Below are 14585 nucleotides of genomic sequence, written 5' to 3'. Positions count from 1 at the left end.
TCCGGCGGGGTGAGGCGGCGTTCGGTCCCGACGCCGGGCGAGCCGACCGGCAAAGCGGGCCGTGGGCACGTCGACGTCCGGCACCCGCCGAGGCGTCAGGCGCCGCGCCTGCGGGACGACGCCGTCTTCTTGGCGGCGCCCTTGCCGGCCGTGCTCCCGGCGGTCGCCTCGGCCGCGGTCTTCCGGGCGGTGCTCCGGTCCGGTGTCTTCTGCGCGGTCTTCGCCGACTTCGCCGTCTTGGCTGTGTGCGCTGTGGGCGCTGCGTGTGCTGTCTTCGCCGACTTCGCCGTCTTCTCGTCCGTCTCCGCCGTCGACTTCCGGGCGGCGGACGTCGACTTCCTCGCCTGCGTCTTCCCGGCCGCCGTCTTCCCGGCCGCCGTGGACGTCGACTTCTTGCCGCCGGTCTCCTTGGGCGTCCGCCGGGCCGGCCGTTCGCGTCGCTCCAGGGTCCTGACCTCGGCCGTCCCGGTGTCCTCCCCGCCCCGGGACTCCCGGGCCGCCCGCACGCTGCTCTCCAGCGCGGCCATCAGGTCGAGCACCTTGCCGGGCTCCGCGGGCCCGGGCGCCTCCGGGGGCGCCTCGCCGGCCGCCTTGGCGGCGATGACCTCCTCCAGCGCCTCGCGGTACTCGTCGTGCAGGTCGTCCAGGTCGATCTCGCCGAGCGTGTCCATCAACGCGTCGGCCAGGTCCAGCTCCTGCTCGCGGACGGTGACCCCGGCGTCGGGGGCGACGCCCTCGGGGGTGCGCACCTCGTCCGGCCACAGCAGCCCGTGCATCACGATGGCGTCGCCGGAGACCCGGAGCATGCCCAGGCGCTCGCGGCCCCGCAGCGCGAACTTGGCGATGGCGACCCGGTCGCTGCGGCCCAGCGCCTCGCGCAGCAGCGTGTACGGCTTGGCCGCGGGCGCGCCGCTCGCCGCGAGGTAGTACGCGGTGCCCATCTGGAGCGGGTCGATGCGCTCCCGCGGCACGAACGCCACGATCTCGATCGTCCGCGCGGTCGGGATCGGCAGGTGGGACAGGTCCTCGTCGGTGATCGGGATCATCGAGCCGTCGGCGTCCTCGTACGCCTTGCCGATCTCGGCCTGGCTCACCTCGCGGTCCTCCAGCTCGCAGACCTTGCGGTAGCGGATGCGGCCGCCGTCCTCGGTGTGGATCTGGCGGAAGGAGACCGCGTGGCTCTCGGTCGCGTTCATCAGCTTGACCGGGATGCTGACCAGGCCGAAGGAGATGGCGCCGTTCCAGATGGATCGCACGTGCCGCACCCTTCCTGTCGGCCGACCGCCGGACGACCGTCGGGCGGTTTGTCGGTGTTTCGTGAGATTGTCATGGTATGGCGCCTATCACTGAGGTGGAGGGGCGGCGGGTCGCCCTCAGCAATCTGGACAAGGTGCTGTATCCGGAGACCGGCCTGACCAAGGGCGAGCTGCTGCACTACTACGCGACGACCGCCGGGGTGCTGCTGCCGCACCTGCGGGACCGTCCGGTCTCCTTCCTGCGCTACCCGGACGGTCCGGACGGTCAGGTGTTCTTCTCCAAGAACGTGCCGCCGGGTACGCCCGACTGGGTCACCACGGCCGAGGTCCCCCGTTCGGAGGGGCCGGCCCGGATGGTGCTGGTGCAGGACCTCGCGAGCCTGATGTGGGCGGCGAACCTGGTGACCGAGTTCCACACCCACCAGTGGACCGCGGCCGACCCCGACGAGGCCGACCGGCTGGTCTTCGACCTCGACCCCGGCCCGCCCGCGACCGTCGTGCACTGCTGCGAGGTGGCGCTGTGGCTGCGGGAGCGGCTGGCGGCGGACGGGATCGAGGCGTACGCCAAGACCTCCGGTGCGAAGGGGCTGCACCTGCTGGCGGGGGTGCGGGGGGCGTCGTCGGAACGGGTCTCGGAGTACGCGAAGGCGCTCGCGGTGGAGGCGGAGCGGGCGCTGCCGCGGCTGGTGGTGCACCGGATGACGCGGAGTCTGAGGCCGGGCAAGGTGTTCGTGGACTGGAGCCAGAACGCCGCCCGCAAGACCACCGCCACCCCGTACACGGTCCGGGCCCGCGCGGTGCCGGCCGTCTCCACGCCGGTGACGTGGGAGGAGGTGGCCGGGTGCCGGCGCGCGGAGCAGTTCGTCTTCCGCACGCAGGACGTGGGACCGCGGGTCCAGGACCACGGCGATCTGCTGGCGCCGCTGTTCGAGCGGCGGCGGGCGTCCGCGCTGCCCTGACCCGCGCCGCCGCCCCCGCGCGCTCCCGCCCGGCCCGGCGCCTGCCGGGCGGGGCCGTCAGACGTGGGCCCAGGTACCGCGGTCCCGCGCCATGGCGTGCAGGGCCTCCACGTCCGCCGGTTTGAGCGTCCCGCCGAGCCGGGCCAGGCCGGGCAGCTCCCCGTCCGTGAGGACCCGGACCGAGCGCGGCGGCTGCTCGACGCTCACCTGCGCCGGTTCGACCAGGACCAGGACGGCGTGCACCTCGGCCGTCAGCGCGTGGGAGGCGCGGTCCGCGTCGGCGCGGACCCGGCGCAGCAGGGGAAGGGGCTCGCGGCGGCCCGGCGCGACCAGCGGGCCGTCGATGCGGACGCGTTGCCGGCGGGCGGGGAGCGTGTGCACGGCGAAGAGACCGCCGGGACCGATCAGCAGGTGGTGGAGGCGGTCGCCGCCGGGCAGCGGGACGGAGTGCAGGGTCCGCCAGCCGGCGCCGTCGAGGCGGTCCAGGGCCGTGCCCACCGTCTGCTCGGCGGCCAGCGCACGGCGCCGCGGGTCGGGGCGCAGCCGGTGCGCGGGGCCGGGCTCGCGCTCCAGCGCGACCAGAAGCGCCTCACCGGGCCGGTTGGGGGCGAGGTCGTCGTCGGGGTGGAGGGTGAGCCGGGCCAGCTCGGCGGGGGTGGGGACCGGCGGCGGGCCCACCGTGACCGGGCCGGTGAGGAAGGGGCCGAGCGCTTCGAGGACGTCGCCCTCGCGGTCCTCGCGCAGCAGGTTGACGCGGGCGCTCTCGCGGTCGTACCAGGCGACGTTGCCGCCGTCCGGGAGGCAGACGTAGAGCCGTTCCCGGCCGTGCCGCCGGGTCGGTACGACGCGCAGTCCGGTCATGCACCATCACCCCACGACCATGGGAACAGGCGGGGTGCTGCGGGGGCAAGAACCGGGCTACCTTTGACGGGAGTCGGGAAGATCGGTGTGGGGTAGGTCCTGGGGTGGGCTTGGGGAGGCGCCGTTGCGTACCCGTGGGAAAGGACCCGACGTGCCGGCTCCGGGCCGGCCGTGGACGGAGATCGTGCCGGGGCTGTGGATGGGCGGGCACGAGTGCCGGCGGCAGGCCGGAGGGCTGGAGACCGTCGTCGTACGGGACGAGTTCGACCTCGTGCAGACACTGCTGCGGCTGCCCGGACACGGGCCCGACCCCGGTGTCGAGCACCAGGTGTGGCCGATCCCCGACGGCCCCCTGGACGGCACCCAGCTCGCGGGGGTGATCCGGCTGGCCGAGGCCGCGGATGCGGCGCTGGACGCCGGCCGCACGGTCCTCGTCCGCTGCTTCCACGGGTACAACCGCTCCGGCCTCGTCGTCGCGCACACGCTGATGCGCCGGGGCAGCACCGCCGAGGAGGCGGTTCGGCTGATCCGGGCCAGGCGTTCGCCGTGGGCGCTGCACAACGAGCTGTTCGTGGAGTACCTGCGGACCGGCCTGGACACGGTGCGGCTGCTGGAGGACCTGGCCGAGTAGCCCGCCGCGCGGGGCCGCGCGCAGAATGGACTTCCGTACGAATGATCTACGAATGATCACCGAACGCCAGGAGTGCAGTGGTCCCGAGCCGCCGCGGGCGTCCCGCCCGCGTCCCAGCCGTCCTCGCGCTGCTCGCGGCGGTGGCGGCCGGCGGGGCGCTGGCGGCGTGCGGTGACGCGGGCGGACTGCGCGGCGCGGGCGCGACACCGGCCGCGCAGAGCCCGGCCCGGCTCTGGCCCGACCTGACGCCGGCGTCGACTCCGGCCTACGACATCGGCGAGGTCGACAACGAGACCGTTCAGGGCGTGGCCGTCCCCGGCGGCGACATCCGCCGGACCGATCCGGTGGCGGCCGTGCGCGCCGAGATCGCCGCGCACCCCGACGAGTACGAGGGTGCCGGGGCGCCGTACCGCGAGACGGCCGACCGGATGGCGGACTGCGGCGGGGGTGCCGGGAGCGGCCGGTGCCCGGTGCTGCGGCCGTACTACCGCGACCTGACGGGCGACGGGCGCCCCGAGATGACCCTGGGCTTCCGGCTGCTGCCGGAGGAGCTGACCGCCGTGCGCGTCTACACGGCCGACGGGGGCCGGCTGGTGCGGATCATGTCCTACGAGGACGCGGTCAGCGCGGTCGAGCTGGCCGGCCGGACGGTGATCGTCCGTTCGCCGTCGGAGGTCGCGGGCTACGAGTACCGGCTCCAGTGGACGTGGGACCCCGACCAGCGGGCCATGCTGCTCACCAGCGACGAGATGCTGCGCACGGACGACGGCGGCCGGCACACCGGGCGCCCGTCGGCGACGCCGACCCCCTCCCCGGCTCCGTCCTCCGCCGCCACCGGCTCCCCGTCGGCGGGCTCCCGGTGAGGCTCCCCCTGCTCCGGTGGACCGGCCCGCTCGCGGTGCGGGCGGCCGTCTTCATCACCGTGATGTGCTGCGCGCTCGCCGCCCTGCTCGGTGTCCTGGTGCACGTCTCGGTGACCAACCAGACCGTGGGCGAGGCCCGCGACACGGCTCTGGCCCGGCTGCGGGAGGCGACGGATGCCTACGAGGCCGGGGACCCGCTGCGGCGCGGGGCGGGCGTCGATCCGGCGGGGCTGCCCGAGCGGCTGCGGGAGCTGGCCGTGTCGGGCCGGCGCGGCACGATGGTCGCCGACTACGAGGGCCGGCCCACGATGTGGGCGGCGGGTCCGGCCGCCGGTGGCCGGGCGCTCGCGGTGCGGATCGACCACACCCAGGGCGAGCGCACCATCGACGGCCTCGACAGCGCCATCGTGTGGTCGTCGGCGCTGGCGATCGGGGCGACGCTGCTGGTGGGGGCGTTCGCCGTGACCCGGGTCACCAGGCGGCTGCACACCACGGCGCGGGTGGCGCGGCGGATCAGCGCGGGCGACCTCGACGCGCGGGTCGGCGATCCCCGTGCCCTGGACCCGTCCCGCCCGCAGGACGAGGTGGCCTCGGTCGCCGCGGCGCTGGACTCCATGGCGGCGTCCCTGCAGGGCAAGCTGCTGGCCGAGCAGCGTTTCACGGCGGACGTGGCGCACGAGCTGCGCACCCCGCTCACCGGTCTGCACGCGGCGGCCGAGCTGCTGCCGCCGGGCCGCCCCACCGAGCTGGTCCAGGACCGGGTGGCCGCCCTGCGCACGCTCACCGAGGACCTGCTGGAGATCTCCCGGCTGGACAGCGGGCGCGAGCGGCTGGAGCTGGACGCGGAGCCGCTGGGCGAACTGGCCGCGCGGGTGGTCCGCGGCTCGGGCACGGACACGCGCGTGGACGTCGTACGGGACGCGCGGGTGGAGACCGACCGGCGGCGGCTGGAGCGGGTGCTCGGCAATCTGGTCGGGAACGCGCACCGGCACGGTCGGGGGCCGGTGGTGCTGACCGTGGACGGCCCGGTGATCACCGTGCGGGACCACGGGAGCGGCTATCCGGAGTACCTCCTGGCCCACGGGCCGCAGCGGTTCCGCACCGAGAGCGGGACGAAGGGGCACGGGCTCGGGCTGACCATCGCGCTCGGCCAGGCGGAGGTGCTGGGCGCCCGGCTGGAGTTCGCCAACCCGCCGGACGGCGGAGCGCTCGCGACCCTGACCCTGCCGCAGCAGCAACAGCAACACTGACACCGCCTCAGCGGCCCCCACTCGGCCGGAGGACGGGGCCGCGCACCGATGGCGCAGCGCGACGGGCGGACCTCACCCGCCGCTCCTAATGTGGCGATCAGTCACCTTCGACCGCCATTGGCACCTTTGAGCCCCTGAGCTTCCGCCCCGTCCGCTTCCCGGGAGGTACTCCCATGTCCCTGCTGAACGCACTGTCCCCGCGCTCCTCCCTCGTCCGCGGGCTGGCCGCCACCGTCGCCGCGGGCGCGCTCGCCACCGCCGCGGCCGTCGCCCCCGCCGTCGCCGACGACGGGTGGGGCGGCGGGAGCCCGGGCTCCGACAACACCTTCGCCGGCCCCACCGGCGGCAACGGCGGCGACGGCGGCGACTGGGGCGGCGACGGAAACCAGGAACAGGGCCGCTACCGCGGTGTGGTCACCGCCGACCGGCTCGCCCTGCGCACCTCGCCGACCCGCGGCGGAGAGGTCATCCGGTACGCCCACCGGGGCGAGACCGTCCGCATCCACTGCAAGACCCCGGGCGACAAGGTGCACGGCAACCCCCTCTGGTACCTCCTCACGGACGGCACCTGGGCCTGGGGCGCGGCCCGCTACATCGACAACATCGGTCCCGCGCCGCGCTGGTGCTGATGCGAACGACCCCCACACCACACCATTTGGGTAAGTTCCGGACATGACCAAGGCCGGAACCGGAACCGGAATCACCGTGGCCCAGGCGGACACGCCCGCTCCCGTCGCCCGGCTCCCCCGGCGTCGGGGCATCGAACTCGCGCTGATCCTGATGGCCGTACTGCTGTCGGTGTTCGGCTACTGCAACGTCGGTCTCGCCCAGCACGGCACCCTCCCGCCCGGCGCCGCCGGTTACGGCGCCGGGCTCGGCGTGCTCGCCCTCCTCGCCCATCTGGCGGTACGGCTGCGCGCCCCGTACGCCGACCCGCTGCTGCTGCCCATCGGCGTCCTGCTCAACGGGCTCGGACTGGTGCTGATCTACCGCCTCGACCTGGAGACGCCGGGCGACCGGGCGGCCCCCACCCAGCTGGTGTGGTCGACGCTGGGAGTCGCGCTGTTCATCGTGGTCGTCCTGCTGCTGCGCGACCACCGCGTCCTGCAGCGCTACGCCTACGTCTGCGTGGCCGCCGCGCTCGTCCTGCTCACCGTGCCGATCTTCTTCCCGGCGGTGAACGGCGCCCGCATCTGGATCCGGATCGAGGGCTTCTCCATCCAGCCCGGCGAGTTCGCCAAGGTGCTGCTCGCGGTGTTCTTCGCCGCGTACCTGGCCGCCAACCGCAGCGCGCTGGCGTACGCGGGCCGCCGGGTGTGGCGGCTGCAACTGCCCACCGGCCGCGTCCTCGGACCGATCGTGGCGGTGTGGCTGGTCAGCGTCGGCGTCCTGGTCCTGGAACGCGACCTCGGCACCTCGCTCCTCTTCTTCGGCCTGTTCGTGGTCCTGCTCTACGTCGCCACCGGACGCACCGGCTGGATCGCGGTCGGCCTGCTGCTGGCCTCGCTGGGCGCGGTCGCCGTCGGCTGGCTGGAGCCGCATGTGCACAGCAGGGTCGAGGACTGGCTGCACCCGTTCGCGTCGATCGAGGCCGGGCGGGGACCCAACCAGCTCGCCCAGTCCCTCTTCGCCTTCGCGGCGGGCGGAGTGACCGGCACCGGCCTCGGCCTCGGGCACTCCGTGCTGATCGGATTCGCCGTCAAGTCGGACTTCATCCTGGCGACCGCCGGTGAGGAACTCGGCTTCCTCGGACTGACCGCGATCTTCCTGCTGTACGCGCTGCTGGTGGAGCGCGGCTACCGGGCCGGGCTCGCCGCCCGCGACCCCTTCGGCCGGCTGCTCGCGGTCGGCCTCTCCTCGATCGTGGCGCTCCAGGTCTTCGTCATCGCGGGCGGGGTGACCGGGCTGATCCCGCTGACCGGCATGGCGATGCCCTTCCTCGCGCAGGGCGGCTCCTCGGTCGTCACCAACTGGGCGATCGTGGCGCTGCTGATCCGGGTGAGCCACGCGGCACGGCGGCAGGCGGCCCCGTGACCCGGCACATCCGGCACGCCGCCGCCTTCTGCGCCCTGCTGCTGGTCGCGCTGGTGGTGAACGCGGCCCGGGTGCAGATCGTCCAGGCCCCGGAGTACGACGACAACCCGGCCAACCGCCGCCCCGACATCGCCCGCTACCAGCAGCCGCGCGGTGACATCCTGGTCGGCGGCGAGCGGGTCACCGGCTCGCGGGACACCGGCGAGCACCTGCGGTTCGAGCGGACCTACGCGGACGGGCCGCTGTACGCGCCGATCACCGGCTTCGCCTCCCAGGCGTACGGGACCACGCTGCTGGAGCACACCGAGGACGGCCTGCTCTCCGGCGCCGACCCGATGCTGGCGCCGCTCCCCCTCTGGAACGACGTCACGGGGGCCCACAACCCGGGCGGCGACGTCGTGACCACGATCCACGAGGCGGCACAGCGGGCGGCATACGAGGGGCTCGGCGGACGCAAGGGCGCGGTGGCGGCGGTCGAACCGTCCACGGGCCGCGTCCTGGCCCTGGTCTCCACCCCCTCCTACGACCCCCAGCTGCTGTCCGGCAACAGCGCGGACGCCACCCGTACCTGGGCCCGGCTCAACGGCGACCCGGACAAGCCGATGCTCAACCGGGCGGTGCGCCGGACCTACCCGCCGGGTTCCACGTTCAAGGTGGTGACCGCGGCGGCCGCCCTGGACGCGGGCGTGGTGCGGGACCTGGACGCGCCGACCCGCTCCCCCGACCCCTACACCCTGCCCGGCACCCGGACCCGGCTGACCAACGAGGCCGACGGCTGCCGGAACGCGTCGCTGCGGGAGGCGTTCGAGCGGTCCTGCAACACGGTGTTCGCCAAACTCGGGGTGGACGTCGGGGTGCGCGACATGGCGGCCACGGCGGAGGCGTTCGGCTTCAACGACGACACCCTGCGCATTCCCTTCTCCGTCTCGCGGTCCACCTTCGACGCCTCGGTGGACCGGGCGCAGCTCGGGCTCTCCTCGATCGGGCAGTACAACACGCGGGCGACACCGCTGCAGATGGCGACGGTGGCGGCGGCGGTGGCGGGCGGCGGCCAGGTGCGTCCCCCGTACCTGGTGGAGCGGACCCAGCGGGCGGGCGGCAGCCTGGTGGCGACGGCCGGGTCCCGGCCGTCCCGGGAGGCGATGCGGCCGTCCACGGCGGCGCGGCTGAAGGAACTGATGAGGGGCGTGGTGGAGAACGGTACCGGCGCGAACGCGGCGATCCCCGGCGCCGTCGTCGGCGGCAAGACCGGCACCGCCCAGCACGGCGTCGGCAACTCGGGTACGCCGTACGCCTGGTTCGTCTCCTGGGCCCAGGGCGAGCGGGACCTGGAGCCGAAGGTGGCGGTCGCGGTGGTGGTGGAGGGTTCGGCGGCGGACCGGGACGACATCAGCGGGGGCGGGCTGGCGGCGCCGATCGCGCGGGGGGTGATGGAGGCGGTGCTCGGGGAGTGAGATGGGGGTACCGCCGCGCCGAACACCCGACCTAACGTTCGGTCCATGACTGATGCCGTCGCGTACGAACTCGCTCAGGTCAACATCGCCCGCCTCAAGGCCCCGCTGGACACGCCGCTGTTGAAGGACTTCGTCGACTCGCTCGACCCGGTGAACGCCGACGCGGACGCGGCGGACGGGTTCGTGTGGCGGCTGCAGAGCGAGGAGGGGGACGCCACCGACATCGCGGTCTTCGACGACTCCTGGCTGATCATCAACATGTCGGTGTGGCGGGACGCCGACGCCCTGACGGCGTTCATGTACCAGGGGCGGCACCGGGAGATGCTGGCGCGGCGCCGGGAGTGGTTCGAGCGGGTCTCCGAGGCGATGGTGACCCTGTGGTGGGTCCCGGCGGGACACCGGCCGACGGTCGCGGAGGCGGAGGCCCGGCTGCTCCACCTGCGGACGCACGGGCCGACGCCGTACGCCTTCACCCTGCGGACGTCCTTCCCGGCGGGAACGTCGGAGCCGGTCGCACGCGAGGTGCCGGCCGGGCTGGGCTGCTCGGTCTAGCGCCGGCCCGGGGGAACGGTCCGGACACCGCGGCGGACGGTCGGCGACCGCGCCGCCCCGGGGTCCCCCTCGACAAGTCCCGCCCAAAGTCCCGCCCGAGGGATTGACGGGCTTGCTGACGCGCAGTCTCATAAGTCGGAGTGAGTCAGAGTGACCGCGGGTAACACGACGAGGTGGACAACCATGAGGACCCTGACGGAAGCCGACGCGCTCGAGGGCCTGCGTGACGCGCTCGGCCTGCTCAAGGACCGGGAACAGGTGGCCGAGCGACTGCTCGAGTCCTCCGCCAGGCACTCCTTCGACCCGGACGAGGAACTGGACTGGGACGCCCCCTTCGAGGACGGCAAGTGGTTCTGGCCGCCGGAGCTGGTGTCGCTGTACGACACCCCGCTGTGGAAGCGGATGAGCGAGGAGCAGCGCATCCTGCTCTCCCAGCACGAGGCCGCCGCGCTCGCCTCGCTCGGCATCTGGTTCGAGCTGATCCTCATGCAGCTGCTGGTCCGGCACATCTACGACAAGGCGGCGACGAGCGCCCACGTGCGCTACGCGCTGACCGAGATCGAGGACGAGTGCCGGCACTCGAAGATGTTCGCCCGGCTGATATCCCGGGGCGACACCCCGTGGTACCCGGTGAGCCCCGTCCACCAGCACCTGGGGCGGCTCTTCAAGACGATCTCCACCACGCCGGGCTCCTTCACCGCGACCCTGCTCGGCGAGGAGGTCCTGGACTGGATGCAGCGGCTGACCTTCCCCGACGAGCGGATCCAGCCGCTGGTCCGGGGCGTCACCCGCATCCACGTCGTGGAGGAGGCCCGGCACGTGCGCTACGCCCGTGAGGAGCTGCGCCGCCAGATGGTGACGGCGCCGAAGTGGTCGCGGGAGTTCACCCGGCTCACCTCCGGCGAGTTCGCCCGCGTCTTCTCCGTCGCCTTCGTCAACCCGGAGGTCTACACGAACGTCGGCCTGGACAAGCGCGAGGCCATGGCGCAGGTCAAGGCCAGCGGACACCGCCGGGACATCATGCAGACCGGCGCGAAGCGGCTGACCGACTTCCTGGACGACATCGGGGTGCTGCGCGGGGTCGGGCGTCGGATGTGGCGCTCGTCGGGACTGCTGGCGTAGTCCGGCCGGTCCGGCGCTCCGGCGGGGCCGGCCGCGGGGACGTGCGGGTTACGCTGCGGGTCATGAGTCCGCAGGCCCCCACCCCCGCCTACCGCCGCCTCAGCGTCGAGGAGCGCCGCGTCCAGTTGCTGGAGGCGGCGCTCGCCCTGTTCGCGCACCGGCCGCCGGAGGAGGTCTCCCTGGACGACGTGGCCGAGCAGGCCGGGGTCTCGCGGCCCCTGGTGTACCGGTACTTCCCCGGCGGCAAGCAGCAGCTGTACGAGGCCGCGCTGCGGTCGGCCGCCGACGAGCTGCGGCTCTGCTTCGACGAGCCCCGCGAGGGCCCGCTGCTGGCCCGGCTCTCCCGGGCCCTGGACCGCTACCTCGCCTTCGTGGACGAGCACGACACCGGCTTCAGCGCCCTGCTGCGCGGCGGCAGCGTCGCCGAGACCTCCCGGACCTCGTCCATCGTGGACGGCGTACGCCGGGCCGCCGCCGACCACATCATGAGCCACCTGGACGTCGCCGAGCCCGGCCCGCGGCTCCACATGACCGTCCGGATGTGGATCACGGCGGTGGAGGCGGCGTCGCTGATGTGGCTCGACGAGGACAAGCAGCCGCCCGTCGACGAGATGCGGGACTGGCTGGTGGAGCAGTTCCTCGCCGTCCTGACGGTCACCGCCCGCCGGGACCCGCAGACCGCGGCCCTGGTCGAGGCGCTGGCGGCGGACCTGTGACACCGCGCGGCCGGCCTCGGCGGGCGGCCGGCGGATCACCGACACTGGTGCCGTGAAGAGCGAAGACACCCCCTTCGAGGGCGGCCCGATGGACGGGCGGGTGCTGCCCGTGCTCGTCGGCATGACCGGGCACCCGCCGAAGACCTACCGCATCCCCGTGCCCGCCCCGGACGGCGGCCCGCCCACGGTGCTGGTGTACCGGAGGGAGCCCCGGGACGCCCGGGGCGGACTGCGGTTCGCCCGCTGGAAGTACGTGTACGACCCCGAGGGCCGGCGGGCGGCCGGCCGGAAGTGGCCCTGGTCGAAGCCGGGCCGCCCGGCGTCCGCCGCTCCCGACGCCACGCCGGGCGGCAAGCCGGACGACGCGGACGGGTGACCCGGTTGCGCCGAACCGCGCACACTCGGCGCGCGCGGCCCGCGCGGCCGCCGGATGCTCACCGTGCGGAGCGGACCCACCGCCCCGCACGGGAGGTGATGACGTGTCAGGAAGGCTTCTGCGTCTGGTGTGTACGGCCGCGGTGGCGGCCGGGATCGTGTGCGCGCCCGTGTCCGCCGCGGCCGACCCCGCGCCCGGCCCCGGTGACGCCCGTTCCGTGGCCGGGCTGCTGACGGACCTTCAGCGGCTCTACCGGGAGGCGGAGAAGGCCACCGAGACCTACAACGGCACCGAGGAGCACCTGAAGAGGCAGCGCGCCGAGGTGCGGCGGCTGGACGCGGAGCTGGCGCGGACCCGGGCGTCCCTGCACGACAGCCGGGGCGCGGCCGGACGGCTGGCCCGGCAGCAGTACCAGAGCAGCGGCAACCTCTCCCCGTACCTGCGGCTGCTGCTGGCCCGCGACCCGCAGCACGCGATCGACCAGGGACATGTGATCGGGCGGCTGGCCCGGGAGCGGGTCGAGACGGTGGGCCGCCTGACCGGTGCGGAGAAGAAGGCCGCGGACCTGGCCCGGCGCTCGCGCCAGGCCCTGGACCGGCAGGTCGCCCTCGCCGAGAGCCAGGCCGAGCAGCGCGACGACGTGCGCGAGAGGCTGCGCGCCGTCGAGGAGCTGCTCGCCTCGCTCACCCCCGAGCAGCTGGCCGCGCTGGCGGAGCTGGAGGAGAGCGGGATCGCGCGGGAGCAGAAGCGGTTCCTGGCGTCCGGCGCGCTGGGCGACGACGCCAAACCGTCCGCCGAGGGCGAGAGGGCGGTGCGCTTCGCGATGGAGCAGCTCGGCAAGCCGTACGAGTGGGGAGCCGAGGGCCCGGCCTCCTACGACTGCTCGGGACTGACCTCCGTCGCCTGGCAGCGGGCCGGGACCGCGATCCCCCGGACCAGCCAGGAGCAGTGGGCGCGGCTGGAGCGCGTCCCGCTGAACGAGCTGCGCCCCGGTGACCTGGTCGTCTACTTCCCCGAGGCCACCCATGTGGCGATGTACCTCGGCGACGGCAAGGTCGTCCAGGCGCCGCGCCCCGGCGCCGAGGTCAAGGTGTCGCCGATCGCCGCCAACCCGGTGCTGGGCGCCGTACGGCCCGACCCCGGCGGGGAGCCGCTGCGGCGCTACACGCCACCGAGGCTCCCCGAGGGGGCGACGGACGGGTCCGACGAGGGGTACGCGGACGCCTACGCGCCCGCGGCGCCCGAGACCTCCATCAGGTAGCCCTCGGTCTTCGCCGGGTCGTAGAAGAAGTTCTCGAAGTCGGCCGGGTCGTTGAAGCCGTTGGCGAAGCGGTCGGCGACGGGCTGGAGCTGGCCGGCGGCGCCGATCAGGTTCAGCACGTGCTCCGGCGGCGGGGCGAGCATGGCGTTCGTCCACTTGGTGACGTGCTGCGCCGTCTCCCAGTAGCGGTCGAAGGTCTGCTGCATCCAGGTCTCGTCGAACTCCTTGTCGCCGTGCTCCAGGATCGAGGCGAGGTAGGAGGCGGCGCACTTGGAGGCGGAGTTGGAACCCTGGCCGGTGATCGGGTCGTTGGCGACGACCACGTCGGCGACGCCGAGGACCGCGCCGCCGCCGGGGAGGCGGCCGATCGGGTTGCGCACGGTGGGGGCGTAGCGGCCGGCGAGGGTGCCGCCGGCGTCGGTCAGTTCGACCTTGGTGGCCCGCGCGTACTCCCAGGGGAGGAACTTCTCCATGAGTTCCAGGGTCAGGGAGAGGTGCTCCGAGGGGTCCTTGACGTCCTTGAAGGCGTCCAGCGGGCCGCCGGGTATGCCCTCCCAGAACAGGATGTCGGCACGGCCCGAGGTGGTGAAGGTCGGCATGATGAACATCTCGCCGACGCCCGGCACCAGGTTGCAGCGCACGGCCTCCGTCTCCGGGTGCTCCGGACGCGGGCCCATCCCGTGCACGTAGGCGACGGCGAGGGCGCGCTGCGGCTCGCTGTACGGGGAGCGGGAGGCGTCCCGGCCGAACATCTGGACCAGCTCGCCCTTGCCCGCCGAGACCAGGACGAGGTCGTAGGCGCGGGAGAAGTAGTCCAGGTCGCCGACGGCCGCGCCGTGGATGACCAGCTGGCCGCCGCGCTGGGCGAAGGTCTCCATCCAGCCGGCCATCTTCACCCGCTGGTCGACCGACTGGGCGAAGCCGTCGAGGCGGCCCAGCCAGTCGATCGCCCGCTGCGAGGGGCCGGGGTCGAAGGAGCCGGGGGCCGCCACCGAGACGCCGAGTCCTTCGATCTTCGGGGCCTGGGACTCCCAGAAGTTCAGCTGGAGATCGCGCTCGTGCTGGAGTGCCGTGTGGAACATGCACTGCGTCGACATGACCCGGCCGGTGCGGATCTCGTCCGCGGTCCGGTTGGACATCAGGGTGACCTCGTAGCCGTGCGACTGCAGGCCGAGGGCGAGCTGGAGACCGGACTGGCCGGCTCCGACGACGAGTATCTTCCGCATGCGGGGGACGCTCCTAAAGGGACT

15 protein-coding genes are annotated in these 14585 nt (G+C 73.9%); 12 read left to right on the top strand and 3 right to left on the bottom strand.

All coding sequences use genetic code 11. From position 1 onward, the window contains the following. Positions 1 to 95 precede the first annotated feature (95 nt). Positions 96 to 1256, bottom strand: a complete 1161-nt coding sequence (locus tag ACFZP7_RS23670; protein WP_385635568.1) for a Ku protein — start codon at positions 1254 to 1256, stop codon at positions 96 to 98. 77 nt (positions 1257 to 1333) lie between these two features. On the opposite strand from ACFZP7_RS23670, the gene ligD reads away from it, so the two are divergent. Next, positions 1334 to 2215, top strand: a complete 882-nt coding sequence (gene ligD, locus ACFZP7_RS23665) for a non-homologous end-joining DNA ligase (RefSeq protein ID WP_029393663.1) — start codon at positions 1334 to 1336, stop codon at positions 2213 to 2215. 57 nt (positions 2216 to 2272) lie between these two features. Here the strand turns inward: ligD and ACFZP7_RS23660 are convergent, their stop codons facing one another. Then, entirely contained in the window at positions 2273 to 3076 is an 804-nt protein-coding gene (locus ACFZP7_RS23660; RefSeq protein ID WP_125536426.1) for a nuclease-related domain-containing protein, read from the bottom strand. Between the two features lie 151 nt (positions 3077 to 3227). On the opposite strand from ACFZP7_RS23660, the gene ACFZP7_RS23655 reads away from it, so the two are divergent. The 11 genes from ACFZP7_RS23655 to ACFZP7_RS23605 all read left to right on the top strand — a co-directional run bounded on the left by ACFZP7_RS23655 (position 3228) and on the right by ACFZP7_RS23605 (position 13335). Then, a complete protein-coding gene (locus ACFZP7_RS23655; protein ID WP_193448647.1) occupies positions 3228 to 3707 on the top strand; it encodes a dual specificity protein phosphatase family protein in 480 nt (159 codons plus the stop codon). A 77-nt stretch (positions 3708 to 3784) separates the two neighbouring features. Next, positions 3785 to 4570 (top strand): hypothetical protein, encoded by a 786-nt coding sequence (locus ACFZP7_RS23650; RefSeq protein ID WP_385635565.1) that lies wholly within the window; start codon positions 3785 to 3787, stop codon positions 4568 to 4570. Next, a complete protein-coding gene (locus ACFZP7_RS23645) occupies positions 4567 to 5820 on the top strand; it encodes an ATP-binding protein (protein WP_385635564.1) in 1254 nt (417 codons plus the stop codon). The genes ACFZP7_RS23650 and ACFZP7_RS23645 overlap by 4 nt, the downstream gene beginning before the upstream one ends. A gap of 173 nt (positions 5821 to 5993) precedes the next feature. Then, positions 5994 to 6449 (top strand): SH3 domain-containing protein, encoded by a 456-nt coding sequence (locus ACFZP7_RS23640; RefSeq protein ID WP_385635561.1) that lies wholly within the window; start codon positions 5994 to 5996, stop codon positions 6447 to 6449. Positions 6450 to 6492: 43 nt separating this feature from the next. Next, positions 6493 to 7854 (top strand): FtsW/RodA/SpoVE family cell cycle protein, encoded by a 1362-nt coding sequence (locus ACFZP7_RS23635; RefSeq protein WP_031016268.1) that lies wholly within the window; start codon positions 6493 to 6495, stop codon positions 7852 to 7854. Further along, positions 7851 to 9308: a penicillin-binding transpeptidase domain-containing protein gene (locus tag ACFZP7_RS23630; protein WP_031016267.1), complete on the top strand. Its 1458-nt coding sequence runs from the start codon at positions 7851 to 7853 to the stop codon at positions 9306 to 9308. Before ACFZP7_RS23635 ends, ACFZP7_RS23630 begins: the two co-directional genes overlap by 4 nt. A 45-nt stretch (positions 9309 to 9353) precedes the next feature. Continuing rightward, positions 9354 to 9860 (top strand): DUF3291 domain-containing protein, encoded by a 507-nt coding sequence (locus ACFZP7_RS23625; protein ID WP_175461245.1) that lies wholly within the window; start codon positions 9354 to 9356, stop codon positions 9858 to 9860. Between the two features lie 183 nt (positions 9861 to 10043). Next, positions 10044 to 10982, top strand: a complete 939-nt coding sequence (locus ACFZP7_RS23620; RefSeq protein WP_385635559.1) for a diiron oxygenase — start codon at positions 10044 to 10046, stop codon at positions 10980 to 10982. Between the two features lie 62 nt (positions 10983 to 11044). Beyond that, on the top strand, positions 11045 to 11698 hold the full coding sequence (locus ACFZP7_RS23615; RefSeq protein ID WP_019326908.1) for a TetR/AcrR family transcriptional regulator: 654 nt from the start codon (positions 11045 to 11047) through the stop codon (positions 11696 to 11698). 52 nt (positions 11699 to 11750) lie between these two features. After that, positions 11751 to 12074, top strand: coding sequence for a hypothetical protein (locus tag ACFZP7_RS23610; RefSeq protein WP_385635557.1), 324 nt, complete (start codon positions 11751 to 11753; stop codon positions 12072 to 12074). A 103-nt stretch (positions 12075 to 12177) separates the two neighbouring features. Then, positions 12178 to 13335, top strand: a complete 1158-nt coding sequence (locus tag ACFZP7_RS23605; protein ID WP_385635555.1) for an NlpC/P60 family protein — start codon at positions 12178 to 12180, stop codon at positions 13333 to 13335. On the opposite strand, the gene ACFZP7_RS23600 is transcribed toward ACFZP7_RS23605, so the two are convergent. Beyond that, positions 13299 to 14561 carry a styrene monooxygenase/indole monooxygenase family protein gene (locus ACFZP7_RS23600; protein WP_210902143.1) on the bottom strand — a complete coding sequence of 421 codons (1263 nt, stop codon included), beginning with the start codon at positions 14559 to 14561 and terminating at the stop codon, positions 13299 to 13301. The genes ACFZP7_RS23605 and ACFZP7_RS23600 overlap by 37 nt on opposite strands. Between the last annotated feature and the right edge of the window lie 24 nt (positions 14562 to 14585).

It is taken from the genome of Streptomyces sp. SudanB5_2050 (genome assembly GCF_964272335.1).
Classification (GTDB): Bacteria; Actinomycetota; Actinomycetes; order Streptomycetales; family Streptomycetaceae; genus Streptomyces; species Streptomyces rochei.
This window is presented reverse-complemented; position numbering and strand designations above follow the sequence as displayed.

Bases quoted from the DNA above. Each gene is read 5' to 3' on its own strand.
- ACFZP7_RS23600 (WP_210902143.1), bottom strand. From the start codon at position 14,561: ATGCGGAAGATACTCGTCGTCGGAGCCGGCCAGTCCGGTCTCCAGCTC.
- ACFZP7_RS23640 (WP_385635561.1), top strand. From the start codon at position 5,994: ATGTCCCTGCTGAACGCACTGTCCCCGCGCTCCTCCCTCGTCCGCGGG.
- ACFZP7_RS23615 (WP_019326908.1), top strand. From the start codon at position 11,045: ATGAGTCCGCAGGCCCCCACCCCCGCCTACCGCCGCCTCAGCGTCGAG.
- ACFZP7_RS23625 (WP_175461245.1), top strand. From the start codon at position 9,354: ATGACTGATGCCGTCGCGTACGAACTCGCTCAGGTCAACATCGCCCGC.
- ACFZP7_RS23635 (WP_031016268.1), top strand. From the start codon at position 6,493: ATGACCAAGGCCGGAACCGGAACCGGAATCACCGTGGCCCAGGCGGAC.
- ligD (WP_029393663.1), top strand. From the start codon at position 1,334: ATGGCGCCTATCACTGAGGTGGAGGGGCGGCGGGTCGCCCTCAGCAAT.
- ACFZP7_RS23620 (WP_385635559.1), top strand. From the start codon at position 10,044: ATGAGGACCCTGACGGAAGCCGACGCGCTCGAGGGCCTGCGTGACGCG.
- ACFZP7_RS23660 (WP_125536426.1), bottom strand. From the start codon at position 3,076: ATGACCGGACTGCGCGTCGTACCGACCCGGCGGCACGGCCGGGAACGG.